Genomic DNA, 13,349 nt, shown 5'->3' on the forward strand with positions numbered 1-13,349 from the left:
CTGCGCGTGACTGTGATACACTAATGGATGGAAGAGTCGACTGAGCAGTCGCTGTTTCATCCTTGAGATGAAATGGAGGAAAGTCCGGGCTCCATTGGGCAGGGTGCCAGGTAACGCCTGGGAGGTGTGAACCTACGGAAAGTGCCGCAGAAAATAAACCGCCTGTCAGTAGATCGGTAAGGGTGAAAAGGTGCGGTAAGAGCGCACCGCGCAACTGGTAACAGGAGTGGCATGGTAAACCCCACCCGGAGCAAGATCAAATAGAGGGACAGACGCGTGGCCCGCGCGGTCCCTGGGTAGATTGCTTGAGCTGCAAGGTGACTTGCAGCCTAGATGAATGGCTGTTCTCGACAGAACCCGGCTTACAGGTCGACTCTTTCTTCTTACTAGCGTTTTCGCGCTTTTTTATGGCAAGCCTTGTGATGTATTAACATCCGCAACGGTAAAACACACTTTTTTTCGCATCCCCAATATCGTAAGTAAATCTTTGACATCCCGGCAAAACTTGCCACATTTCCAGAGCACCCCGCAACCACATCATCCACTTTATTGATAAATCGTAATATTTATCATGCCCGCTTCCCTATTGCCTGCGCTTTCCCCTCCTATGGTTTGTAAGTTATTGTCAAGAAAGCAACATTTTAACTAAAAACCTTCTTGACTAACGACCGATTGGATTCTATAGTGCGCCTAAATATGGAGAAAAGTGGAATAAACTTGTAAAAAAATGGATTTTTTGGGGAATCTGGGGTGATTTTTGTTTCGCGGCATCAGCTCAATCAATCTTGACGACAAAGGGCGTGTTGCCATTCCGACGCGTTATCGGGACACCTTGCAACAATGTTGTCAACGCCAAATGATCGTCACCGTCGCCGTCAATGAGCGATGCACGGGCGAGAGCGGTTGCTTGTGGCTATATCCTTTGCCGGAGTGGGAGAAACTCGAACAAACTATCATTCAATTACCTACCTTAAATAAAGCAGCAAACAAACTCAGACGATTTCTTATCGGAAATGCCACAGAATGTGAAATGGATAGCCAGGGGCGTTTGTTGTTGCCTGAAAAGCTTAGAAGTTTTGCGGCGATGGATAAAAAAATCATGCTAGTCGGCCAACTCAACAAGTTTGAAATATGGAGCGAAACCGCCTGGATCGCGAAAGAACAGGACTGGGTGGACAGCAATGATAACGAAGGCGTTGAAGAATTAGGGTCGTTGTCTTTTTAGGTTGTCTTTTTAAGAAACCGTCTTTTTAAAACGATTTAAAACTAGAGGGGCGGGGTAAGTGGAACATTTGCCTGTCATGTTGGCGGAAGTGTTGGATCAATTGGCAATCAAAGAAGACGGCCTTTATGTGGATTGTACCTTTGGGCGTGGCGGGCATAGCCGGGGAATTTTAGCGTGCCTGGGTGAAGCTGGTCGGTTGCTGGCGTTAGACAGGGATCCGGGCGCCATCCACTCGGTATACGCCCGCCAGTTACAAGACGATAAACGCTTCACGTTAATCCACGGCTGTTTTTCAGAACTGAAAACCATCGCCAGCGACGCACAGATCATCGGCAAGGTTGATGGCCTGTTGCTTGACATAGGCGTGTCATCGCCACAACTGGATGATCCCGAACGGGGTTTTAGCTTTTTGCATGATGGCCCCTTGGACATGCGCATGGACTGTTCCAGTGGGTTGTCGGCGGCACAATGGCTGGCGCAAGTGGCTGAGCAAGAACTGGTCGAGGTATTGTTTACTTACGGTGAAGAACGCTTCGCACGGCGCATCGCCAGGGCAGTGCTTGATCAACGTAAATTGTCGCCGATCACAACGACCAGGCAATTGGCAAAATTGATTGAAGACGCGGTTCCGGTCAGGGAAAAACACAAACATCCGGCGACCCGTGCTTTTCAAGCGATACGGATAAAAATCAACAATGAGCTGGAAGAACTCAAAACCGTTCTGGAGCAGGCCGTGGAATTGTTGAAACCTGGGGGACGGTTGGTCGTGATTTCTTTCCATTCGCTCGAAGACAGGATAGTCAAACGGTTTTTCCGCGACGAATCCGGCGCTAAATACAATCCAGGCAAATTTCCTGTCAAGGAAGCCGATATTGCCCAAGGGGTGTTGAAAAAAATGCGCATAGCTGTAAAGGCCGGGGCGGAGGAAGTCTCCCGCAATCCCCGTGCGCGTAGCGCAGTCCTGCGTGTTAGCGAGAAAATTTAAATGGCGGCCTTGCGTATTTGGGGTATGGGCTTTTTGTTCATGGCACTGCTGGTGTCAGCCATCGCCGTGGTTTATTACCAATACCGGACACGGTTAATCTTCATTGAAATTCAGCGGCAGCAAAATGCGCTTGACCAATACGAAATTGATTGGGGCAAGACACAGTTGGAGATCACGATGTTGCTGGAACAGAACCGCATCGAATCTGCCGCGCTCAATCAATTAAAGCTGGTCATTCCAAAACACGAAGACATTATTTATCTCAAGCCTTAATGCGACCATGATTGATTTTAGATTGAAAAAAACAGTGCGGGAACCCAATGTTGATTTCAGCACTAGAAGGCGCGTGCTGGTGTCGTTCATGATGCTTTGCATGGTGGCCTTGGTGGGCAGGGCGGTTTATCTTCAAGCCATACACCAATGCGATCCCAAGTTTGAGAACGCTTACCAGCATGTCGATGTCGTGCCGATCATGGCTTCACGCGGCATGATAAAAGACAGGAACGGCGAGCCTTTGGCGGTCAGTACGCCGGTGCACTCCATCATCATTAATGCCAGGGAAGTCAAAAAAGATGATGACGCCCGTATCAAACAGATGGAAAAGGAATTTCGCAAGCAGAAAAAAACCGACTTGCATCTTGATAAGGCGATGAAGTTGACCGAGGCTGAAAAGCTTCAGATTTACGATGCTTACCAAAAAGAAAAGATTTTTAAAGTCCAGCAAATCGAAAAACTGCTGGCTTTGCCGATGGGGAAAATATCAAGCCTGCTGGATCAAGAAAAACCCAAGCAGTTTGCTTACCTGGCCCGTCGGATAGACCCGGCGATAGGCGGGCAGATCAAGGCGTTAAAATTGGCGGGTATTTTCATCGAGCCGGAATATAAACGTTTTTATCCGTCCAAAGAAGTTGCGGCACATTTGTTAGGATTCACCGATGCCAAAGATGTCGGCCAAGAAGGCGTTGAAGCCGGTTATGAAAAAGTCCTGCGGGGCATTTCCGGCAGCAAGCGGGTCATCAGGGACGGACAAGGCCATATCGTCGCCGTGACCGACACCAAAGAAGCCGTTAAAGGCAAAGATATTGAGCTGAGCATTGACGGGCGTATCCAATATCTGGCGTATCGTGAACTGGAGCGGGCGGTGACCGAGAACAAGGCCAAATCTGGCGTGTTGGTTATTTTGGACGCTAAAACCGGTGAATTATTGGCGGCAACCAACCAACCTTCATTCAATCCCAATACCAAAGCGAAAAGCAATTACCGCAACCTTGCCATCAACGACGTGTTTGAACCGGGTTCAACGGTCAAGCCGTTTGTGGTCGCCGCCGGTTTGGAAGGGGGTTATGTCAGGCCGAATGATAGGTTTGTCACAAACGGGGCCTATTCCATTGGTCACCGCACCGTTAAAGATGTCCACAATTACGGCACGATGGACTTGACGCGGGTCATTAAAAAATCCAGCAATATCGCCGTTAGCCAAATGGCCTTGCGGATGCCGCCCAAATATTTCTGGGGGGTTTACCGTAATCTGGGTTTTGGTGGTTCGGCAGATTCTGGTTTTCCAGGGGAGGCTGATGGTTCCCTGATTGATTATCATCGCTTAAATGATTTCGCCCGCGCAACCTTGTCGTTTGGTTACGGTGTCAGCACGTCAGCTTTGCAATTGGCCAGGGCTTATACCGCGCTCGCCGATGACGGCGTCTTGCATTCAGTCAGTTTGTTAAAGCGTGATGAAGATATTGACGCCAAACGGGTGTTTTCGGCAAAAACCGCCAAAAGCGTCAGGGCGATGATGCAAGAGGTTGTCGCCAAAGATGGGACGGCGTATGAAGCCAGGGTCGATGGTTACACGGTGGCTGGAAAAACCGGTACCGTGAAAAAATCAGGCGGACGCGGCGGTTACCTAGCCAAAAAATATTTCTCGGTGTTTGCCGGCATAGCCCCGGCGAAAGACCCGCGTTTAGTGATGGTGGTCATGATAGACGAACCGTCGGCAGGCCAGTATTACGGCGGTTTGGTTTCCGCACCCGTATTCTCAAGAGTCATGAACGGTGCTTTGCGGATTCTTGACATAGCCCCCGACCAGGTGGAGACCATGCCAATTTTATTAACCCAGCAATTTCAATAAACCGTACAAATGAACCTGCAGGCTTTATTAGACGGACTGACACCTAACCCAAAGCAGGAGCTTGGCGCATTGCCGGTAAACGGTTTAGTGTTGGACAGCCGTTTGGTCAAGCACGGCAATGTGTTTATCGCGCTGGATGGTAGCCAGCAACATGGCTTGCTCCATGCCGCGCAAGCCATTGCCAACGGAGCTGGCGTACTTATTTATGACCCCGCTGGTGACGGCGCAACGTTGGCTGGGTCAATCAATGCCGTGCCGACGATTGCCGTCAAGGATTTAGGCCAGTTGCTTGGAGAAATCGCCGCACGGTTTTATGGACACCCTTCCCAAGCTTTGCAAGTCATAGGTATTACTGGAACCAATGGTAAAACCTCATGCAGCCAATTTTTGGCGCAAATGCTAGATGCTTGCGGAATTATCGGCACGTTGGGCTGGGGTGATTGGGGCAACTTGACCCAAACCGTCAACACCACACCCGATGCCTTGTCGGTGCAACAAATGCTCGCGGGTTTGAAAATCCAAGGCAAACAAAGCGTGGCGATGGAAGTTTCCTCACATGGCTTGGCACAAGGGCGGGTCAACAGCGTAGCTTTCACTGGTGCGGTGTTCACCAACATCACCCGTGACCATCTGGATTACCACGGCACGATGGAAGATTATCTTGAAGCCAAGTTGTTGTTGCTGAAACAATCGTCGTTAGCATTTGTCGTCGTCAATCTCGATACCGATAACAGCGGGCGGATTGTTGCCGAAATTTCTGAAACCACCGTGATCTGGGGGGTGAGCAGGCAAGGGAAAATCTTGGCTAAGGGTGAAACCCTGCAAATCCACAATAGCCATCCCCGCGTCGGTGGCCTTGAATTTACCGTAGATTGGCGTTCAGCTAGCCAAACCATCAATATCCCTTTGTATGGTGATTTTAATGTCGAAAACGTCGCGTTGGTATTGGCTGCGTTGTTGGCGATGGGTGAGGGTTTTCAGCAAGCGGCCAACAAATTACAGCAGTTAAAACCCGTTGCCGGACGCATGGAAGCGTTTGGCGGCGATGGACAGCCGCTGGTGTTTGTCGATTATGCCCATACCCCCGATGCTTTGGACAAAGTTTTGTGCAGCGCACGTCAGCACTGCCAGCAATCTTTATGGGCGGTGTTTGGCTGTGGCGGCAACCGAGATAGCGGCAAACGTCCGTTGATGGGGGCCAGTGCCACGCAATGGGCGGATCGCATCATCATCACTGATGACAATCCTCGTTATGAAGACAGCGCGGACATTATCAATGCCATTCTGGCTGGTTGCGATACCGGCAAAACCGAAGTGATGCCAAACCGCGGACAAGCCATCAACTATGCCATCACCAATGCCAACCGCGATGATTGCATCGTCGTTGCCGGCAAAGGCCATGAAGATTATCAAGAGATTAAAGGCGTGAAATATCCGTTTAGTGACCGGCAAATGGTGCTTGACGCACTGGCTGTGAGGGCCTGATCCATGCACATGCTACTAAGTGAAATCGCCGCCATCGTGGGTGGCCGGTTGGTTGGTGCTGACCTTGCCATCAGCGCGGCCAGCATCGACACCCGCACCTTGCAAGCCGGACAGCTTTATGTCGCGGTCAAAGGCGAGCGTTTTGACGGCAACGAATTTATGCCCGCCGCCGAACAAGCAGGGGCGGCAGCGGCTATCGTCCATGCCGGAACCAACACCTATTTGCCGCATATCGTCGTTGCCGATAGCCGCCTGGCCTTGGCGGAGTTGGCGGGGGCGTGGCGGCGCAAGGCGAATGTCAAGGTCGTCGGCGTCACCGGCAGCAACGGTAAAACGACCGTCAAGGAAATGACCGCCGCTATTTTAAGCGTGGCAGGCAACACCTTGTTTACGCAAGGCAATTTAAACAACGACATTGGCGTGCCATTGACCCTGTTGCGCCTCGACGAAACCCACCGCTACGCCGTCATAGAAATGGGCGCAAACCATCCGCAAGAAATTGCTTACACCAGCCGCTATGCCCAGGCAGACGTGGTCATCCTGAACAACGCAGGTGCCGCCCATCTCGAAGGTTTTGGCAATTTGGACGGCGTTGCCCGCGCCAAAGGCGAAATTATCGAAACGCTTCAAGCCGATGGCATCGCCATCCTCAACCGTGATGACTGTTATTTTGATTATTGGCAAGGCCTTGCCGGAACCAGACAAATCCTATCTTTCGGCTTTCATCAAAACGCCGATGTGTGCGCCAACAACATCAAAACCGAGCTATGCACATCGGCCTTCCGCACGGTTTTCCAATTAACCACCCCGCAAGGCGAAACCGAAGCCGCCATCAATTTGGCAGGCCGCCACAATGTCTTGAATGCCTTGGCGGCAACGGCGGCAGCGTTGGCCTTGGGTTTGCGCTTGCCGCAAATTGTGCAGGGCCTGGCAAATGTGCAGCCGGTCAAAGGCCGCTTGCAGCCCCTGGTCGGTTCTTTCGGTTCTTTCGGTTCATTGGGCAACCGGATTATCGACGACACTTACAACGCCAATGCGTCCTCGCTAAAAGTCGGCTTGGATGTGCTGATGGATTGCGGCGGCAAGCCTTGGTTGGTGCTGGGCGCGTTTGGTGAATTGGGGCCGGAAAGCGAGGCTATGCACACAGAAATCGGTGCCATGATCAAAGCCAGTGGTGTCGTCAGCTTGCTGGCAACTGGCGACCATGCCCGTTTTGCCGTGGCAAGCTTTGGTGACGGTGCCGAGTATTTTGCCGCACAAGAAGATTTAATCGCCGCCTTAAAGCAAAGACTGAAAGGTGATGAAACCATTTTGATTAAGGGCTCACGGGCGCAGCACATGGAATATGTCGTTGCCGCCTTAGTTGGGCGGTTCGAAAATTAAGCTAGGAATACGCAATGTTACTTTATCTGGCGGATTATTTACTGAGTGTGGACAGCGGATTTTGGGTGTTCCATTACCTGACTTTCCGCGCCATTCTGGGCGTGTTGACCTCATTGATGATCTCTTTACTGATTGGCCCGTGGATGATCGAGCGTTTGCGCGGCAACAAAATAGGCCAAAGCATCCGCGAATTGGGACCGCAATCGCATTACGAAAAAGCCGGTACGCCCACGATGGGCGGCACCTTGATCCTGGTTGCCATCGCCATCAGCACTTTGTTGTGGGCGGATTTGGGCAACCGTTACATCTGGGTCATCCTGCTGGTGACGCTAGGTTACGGCGTGATTGGATTTATTGACGATTACCGCAAAGTCATCAAACGCAATAGCGATGGTTTGTCGGCAAAAGCGAAATATCTAGGGCAGTCAATCATCGGCTTGACCGCCGCGATATTTTTATACAAAACCGCCGTGGTTCCCGCCGAGACCCAGTTTTTCCTGCCGTTTTTTAAAGATGTGATGCTGGACATGGGGCCTATGTACGTCATCTTGACGTATTTTGTCATTGTCGGCACCAGCAACGCCGTCAACCTGACCGATGGATTGGATGGGCTGGCGATTATGCCGACGGTGATGGTGGCGATAGGTTTGGGTGTGTTCGCCTATTTGTCAGGCCATGTCGCGTTTGCCCAGTATTTAGCTATCCCTTACTTGCCGAATGCGGGCGAGTTGATCGTTTTTTGTGCGGCGATAGTCGGCGCGGGTTTAGGATTTTTATGGTTCAACACCTATCCGGCGATGGTGTTCATGGGCGATGTCGGCGCCTTGGCATTGGGGGGCGCATTAGGTGTGTTGGCGGTGCTGGTCCGGCAAGAAATTGTGTTGGTCATCATGGGCGGAGTTTTTGTCATGGAAACCTTGTCGGTCATCATCCAAGTCGCGTCTTTCAAAATGACCGGCAAACGCGTGTTCCGCATGGCCCCGATACACCATCATTTTGAACTCAAAGGCTGGCCCGAACCACGGGTTATCGTGCGTTTTTGGATTATCACGGTCATTTTAGTTTTGATCGGTTTGGCGACACTGAAATTGAGATGACCATGCAAACGCAAGCAATGACGGATTCATTGAACAAGCATTTTGGACTGGACCCGCAAGATGCCAAAGTCTTGGTGGTGGGACTGGGCCATACCGGCATGTCGGTGGCCCAGTTTTTACAAAAATTAAATTATAAGTTCGCCATTATCGACAGCCGCGACAAACCGCCGTTAATGGATAAATTTTTGGAGCAAATGCCCGACACGGCGGTGTTTACCGGCGGTTTTGACGATGCGGCGTTTCAAGTGGCGACCCATTTGGTGGTTAGCCCTGGCTTGTCCTTGAATGAAAAAGCGATTATGAAAGCCATCGCCAATGGCTCAAAAATCGTCAGCGATATTGATTTGTTCGCCTGTTCGGTCACCGCGCCGATCATCGCCATCACCGGTTCAAACGGTAAAAGCACGGTCACGACAATGGTTGGCGACATGGCAAAAATGGCGGGGAAACAAGTGGCAATCGGCGGCAATTTGGGCGTTCCGGCCTTGGATTTGTTGGCGCAAGACGCGGAATTATATGTTTTGGAACTGTCCAGCTTCCAATTGGAGCGGACTTCCGCCTTGAATGCCGCCGCAGCGACCGTCTTGAACGTCAGTGCCGACCATCTTGACCGACATGCCGACATTGCCGAATACGCCCAGGAAAAACAGTGTGTGTTCCGTGGCGATGGAGCGATGGTGCTTAACGTGGATGACCCTATCGTCAAAGACATGCAGGAAGCGGGACGCATCACCCATACCTTTTCAATCAAAACCCAAGCTGATTTTTATCTTGCCGAACAAGAGGGTGTCGAGTATCTGATGCACCACGATGAAGCCTTGATGCCATTGGCCCAGTTACCACTTGAGGGCCGCCATAATGCCGCGAACGCCTTGGCTGCCTTGGCACTAGGGGTGTCGGTGGGACTGGACAAAAAGGCGATGTGCAGGGCCTTGCGTAAATTTAAAGGCTTGGAGCATCGGATGCAAAAAGTTGCCGAAGTCCGTGGCGTGAATTTCATCAATGATTCCAAAGCCACCAATATCGGGGCTTGCGTTGCGGCTTTGGAAGGTTACGTCCGCAAAGTCATCCTCATTGCCGGGGGGCAGGCCAAAGGTGCGGACATGAATGAACTGGTCCCGGCAATTATGGAAAAAGCCAAAAGTGTGGTGCTGATGGGCAAAGACGCGCCATTGATCCAAAAAGCCCTGGAAGGCACCCCGGTACCCGTGTACATGGCGGAAAACATGGCGCAAGCCGTGCAGATTGCGGCTTCCCTTGCAACTACCGGTGACAGCGTGTTGTTGTCACCCGCCTGCGCCAGTCTCGATCAATTTAAAGATTATCAGGACAGGGGCAATAAATTTACCAAAGCGGTCTTGGGGTTGACAATATGAACAGAAAAAACAAAAACTTATCGGCTGAACCTTTCCATTTCGATTCGATGCTAGTTACCGTGTGCGTATGCCTGTTGCTGATTGGTTATGTCATGGTGACTTCATCCTCATTGCATTTGGACGCCAAAGCCTCGTTAGCCGCCACTACGTTAAATGTTTGGGGTTATCCTCTCAAACAGCTAGCCCATATCGGTTTGGGGCTGGTAATGGCCCGATATATCGCCTTGATGCCTATGCGTAGCTGGCAAAAAATGGCGCCGTGGTTATTTATCGGTGGCTTGATTCTGCTGGTCGTCGTCTTGTTTGTCGGAATCAATGTCAACGGCAGTACCCGCTGGCTACAGCTTGCCGGTATCAGGATCCAGGTGTCGGAGCTGGTCAAGTTTGCCGCCGTGGTTTATATGGCAAGTTATGTGAGCCGCCATCAACAATCCATACGCGAATCGGCCTTTGGTTTGCTCAAGCCCTTGTTGCTGTTTTCGGTGGCGAGTGCTTTGTTATTGTTGGAGCCAGATTTTGGTTCCGCCGTGGTGATCCTGATCATTGCGATGGGTATGATGTTTTTGGCTGGGGCCAGATTATCGCAATTCGCCTTGTTATTGGCAGTGGTTACGGCATTGGCAGTAGTGTTGGTGATTTTCGAACCCTACCGTATGCAACGGGTGACCAGCTTCATGAATCCTTGGGCTGACCCGCGCAACACCGGTTTCCAATTGATCCAAGCCTTGGTGGCATTCGGACGCGGGGAATTATGGGGTGTCGGTCTAGGAAACGGCTTGCAAAAATTGTTTTATCTGCCGGAAGCGCACACGGATTTCCTGTTTTCAGTAGTCGCTGAAGAATTGGGTTTGCTGGGTGTGTTGGCAGTGATCGGCTTATTCGCGTTGCTGGTTTGCAGGGCCTTTGCCATTGCCGTCGCCGCCGAAAAAGCGGGCGAGCAATTTTCCGCTTTCGTTGCCTATGGCTTAGGGATATGGTTTGGTTTCCAAGCGTTTGTCAACATGGGTGTCAACATGGGGATCTTGCCGACCAAGGGCTTGACCTTGCCGCTGATGAGCTACGGCGGCGGCAGTATGATGATCATGTGCTGCGCCGTCGCCTTGTTGTTCCGGGTGCATACCGAAGTGACCGAAATCAACGCCAGCACGCTGCCTGAGCCGCGCGTCAAAGCTAGGGCAAAAGTGACCGCATGAAACGCATAGTGATTATGGCCGGCGGCACCGGCGGACATGTGTTTCCGGCCTTGGCGGTGGCGCAGTCGTTGCAGGAAAAAGGCTGGCAAGTCAGTTGGCTAGGTACACAAAAAGGTTTGGAAAGCCGTGTGGTTCCCGAACAAGGCATCGCCATCGACTGGTTGTCGGTTGCCGGTGTGCGTGGTAAAGGCTTGTGGTCGAAAGTCACCGCACTGTTCAAGTTATTTAAAGCGTGTTTGCAGGCGGCGAAAATTTTGCGCCAGCGCAAACCCGATGTGGTGTTGGGCATGGGCGGGTTCGTCGCAGGCCCTGGCGGCCTGATGGCAAGGCTATTGGGCATACCCTTGGTCATCCATGAGCAAAACCGCGTCCCTGGTACGACCAACCGCTTGCTGGCAAAACTGGCGAACCGCGTGTTGGAAGCGTTCCCAGATAGTTTCGCCCCAAAAAACCAAGCCCAATGTACGGGCAATCCCTTACGGAAAGCCTTTGTGCAAACGCAGGCAGAAAAAAATCCATCAGGCGAAATCAATATCTTGGTGGTCGGTGGCAGCCAGGGGGCGCAAATACTGAATGAAACCGTACCTGACGCAATTGCCTTATTGTCGGGAGTAAATGTTAAGCATCAAACCGGTGTTGCCATGTGTGGACAAGTGACCGAACGTTATCAGGCTTTGGGCATAGATGCACAAGCCAGTGCGTTTTTTGACGACATAGTCGCCGCCTACCAATGGGCGGATCTGGTGATTTGCCGCGCGGGGGCGATGACGGTGAGCGAAGTCTCGGCTATGGGCGTTCCGGCGATTTTTATCCCCTTGCCTAGTGCGATTGATGACCACCAAACTGCCAACGCCAAATATTTGACCGAAACCCAAGCAGGAATATTGTTAATGCAGAAAGACCTGACCGCCCAATCCTTGGCGGCGCACATCACCCAGGCCAGCCAACAGTTGGCGGCGATGGGCAAGGCCGCGCGGCAATGCGCAAGGCTGGACGCCACGGAAGCCGTGGCGGCTGTTTGTATTGCGGAGGCTGGGGCATGAGTTTTCAACATATCCGTGCTATGGTGCAATCACTAGGCAATGTCGAGCGTATCCATTTTGTCGGTATCGGCGGCACGGGCATGAGCGGCATCGCCGAAGTCTTGTCCAATCTGGGCTATCAAGTGTCCGGCTCGGATATTAAAGACAGTGCGGTGACGCAACGCCTGGCAGATTTGGGTGTGGGCATCATTATCGGACACAGCCGCGACAATGTCCTGAATGCCGATGTCGTCGTGGTGTCCAGCGCGATAGACCGGAGCAATCCCGAAGTCGATGAGGCGTACCTGAACCGGATTCCCGTGATTCCCCGTGCGGAAATGCTTGCGGAACTGATGCGTTTCCGTTTTGGCATCGCGGTTGCCGGAACCCACGGCAAAACGACGACGACTAGCCTGACCGCCAGCATCTTGGCAGAAGGCGGGCTAGATCCGACGTTTGTCATCGGCGGACGTTTAAACAGCGCGGGCAGCAATGCCAAATTGGGCTTAGGGCATTATCTGGTTGCCGAAGCCGACGAAAGCGATGCGTCTTTTTTGTACTTGCAGCCGATGATTGCGATAGTCACTAATATCGACCAAGACCACATGGCGACTTACCAAAACAGTTACCAGCGCTTGAAAGAAACCTTTATCGAATTTTTGCACCATCTGCCTTTTTACGGTCTGGCGGTGTTGTGCCTGGATGATGACGGCATTAAGGAAATCTTGCCGGACATTTCCAAGCCCGTGACCACTTACGGTGTTGATGAAGAGGCGGATGTCCGCGCCATCGACATCCATCAAGACGGCATGCACACCAGTTTCACCGTGTTGCGGCGCGGCGGACTCCCCGATTTGGCCGTGACCTTGAACATGCCGGGTTGGCATAACATGCTGAACGCGCTGGCGGCGATTGCCGTAGCTACCAAGCTGGATGTTGACGATGCGGCTATCATCAAAAGTTTAGGAGCATTCAAAGGGGTCGGCAGACGCTTCCAGATCAACGGTGACATTGCCTTGGGTAATGGAAAATTAACCTTGGTTGATGATTACGGACACCATCCGCGCGAAATTGCCGCGACCTTGGAAGCGTTGCGCCAAGCGTGGCCTACGCGCCGCTCGATAGTGATCTTCCAGCCGCACCGTTACACCCGTACCCGGGATTTGTTTGAAGATTTCGTACATGTTTTATCAACGGTTGATGTGTTGATTTTAATGGACGTTTATAGCGCAGGGGAGGCGGCGATTCCGGGCGCCGATGGTAGGGCGTTGAGCCGGGCGATACGGGTGCGCGGTCAAGTTGACCCCGTGTTTGTCGAAAACCGGGAAGAATTGCCGTCAATCCTGGCGGGTATAGCCAGAGCCGATGATGTCATACTGACAATGGGGGCGGGTAATGTCGGGGCGATTGCGGCACAATTGCCGCAATTATTGTCGGCGGCGTTGGCGGGCTAAG

General features: G+C 52.0%; 11 protein-coding genes and 1 other RNA gene. All 12 read left to right on the top strand.

The window, feature by feature from the left end; translation table 11 throughout:
* Positions 1-32: 32 nt before the first annotated feature.
* Positions 33-381, top strand: an RNA gene (gene rnpB / locus PHH59_RS02725) — RNase P RNA component class A.
* A gap of 376 nt (positions 382-757) precedes the next feature.
* Positions 758-1,225, top strand: a complete 468-nt coding sequence (gene mraZ / locus PHH59_RS02730) for a division/cell wall cluster transcriptional repressor MraZ (protein WP_300010846.1) — start codon at positions 758-760, stop codon at positions 1,223-1,225.
* A gap of 58 nt (positions 1,226-1,283) precedes the next feature.
* A complete protein-coding gene (rsmH, locus tag PHH59_RS02735; RefSeq protein WP_300010848.1) occupies positions 1,284-2,210 on the top strand; it encodes a 16S rRNA (cytosine(1402)-N(4))-methyltransferase RsmH in 927 nt (308 codons plus the stop codon).
* Positions 2,211-2,483, top strand: a complete 273-nt coding sequence (gene ftsL, locus PHH59_RS02740; protein WP_300010850.1) for a cell division protein FtsL — start codon at positions 2,211-2,213, stop codon at positions 2,481-2,483.
* A 7-nt stretch (positions 2,484-2,490) separates the two neighbouring features.
* Complete coding sequence (locus tag PHH59_RS02745; RefSeq protein WP_300010853.1) at positions 2,491-4,338, top strand: penicillin-binding protein 2; 1,848 nt, start codon at positions 2,491-2,493, stop codon at positions 4,336-4,338.
* A gap of 9 nt (positions 4,339-4,347) precedes the next feature.
* Positions 4,348-5,823: a UDP-N-acetylmuramoyl-L-alanyl-D-glutamate--2,6-diaminopimelate ligase gene (locus tag PHH59_RS02750; RefSeq protein ID WP_300010856.1), complete on the top strand. Its 1,476-nt coding sequence runs from the start codon at positions 4,348-4,350 to the stop codon at positions 5,821-5,823.
* Between the two features lie 3 nt (positions 5,824-5,826).
* Entirely contained in the window at positions 5,827-7,206 is a 1,380-nt protein-coding gene (murF, locus tag PHH59_RS02755) for a UDP-N-acetylmuramoyl-tripeptide--D-alanyl-D-alanine ligase (protein WP_300010859.1), read from the top strand.
* 14 nt (positions 7,207-7,220) lie between these two features.
* The gene (gene mraY, locus PHH59_RS02760; RefSeq protein WP_300010862.1) at positions 7,221-8,303 is read left to right on the top strand and encodes a phospho-N-acetylmuramoyl-pentapeptide-transferase; all 1,083 of its coding nucleotides are present in this window, start codon (positions 7,221-7,223) and stop codon (positions 8,301-8,303) included.
* A gap of 2 nt (positions 8,304-8,305) precedes the next feature.
* Positions 8,306-9,679, top strand: a complete 1,374-nt coding sequence (gene murD / locus PHH59_RS02765; RefSeq protein ID WP_300010865.1) for a UDP-N-acetylmuramoyl-L-alanine--D-glutamate ligase — start codon at positions 8,306-8,308, stop codon at positions 9,677-9,679.
* Positions 9,676-10,872, top strand: coding sequence for a putative lipid II flippase FtsW (ftsW, locus tag PHH59_RS02770; RefSeq protein WP_300010868.1), 1,197 nt, complete (start codon positions 9,676-9,678; stop codon positions 10,870-10,872). Before murD ends, ftsW begins: the two co-directional genes overlap by 4 nt.
* The gene (murG, locus tag PHH59_RS02775; protein ID WP_300010871.1) at positions 10,869-11,915 is read left to right on the top strand and encodes an undecaprenyldiphospho-muramoylpentapeptide beta-N-acetylglucosaminyltransferase; all 1,047 of its coding nucleotides are present in this window, start codon (positions 10,869-10,871) and stop codon (positions 11,913-11,915) included. The genes ftsW and murG overlap by 4 nt, the downstream gene beginning before the upstream one ends.
* Entirely contained in the window at positions 11,912-13,348 is a 1,437-nt protein-coding gene (gene murC / locus PHH59_RS02780) for a UDP-N-acetylmuramate--L-alanine ligase (RefSeq protein ID WP_300010874.1), read from the top strand. Before murG ends, murC begins: the two co-directional genes overlap by 4 nt.
* Position 13,349: the final 1 nt, after the last annotated feature.

Origin of the sequence: Methylovulum sp. (assembly GCF_028687615.1) — a bacterium.
Taxonomy (GTDB): Bacteria; Pseudomonadota; Gammaproteobacteria; order Methylococcales; family Methylomonadaceae; genus Methylovulum.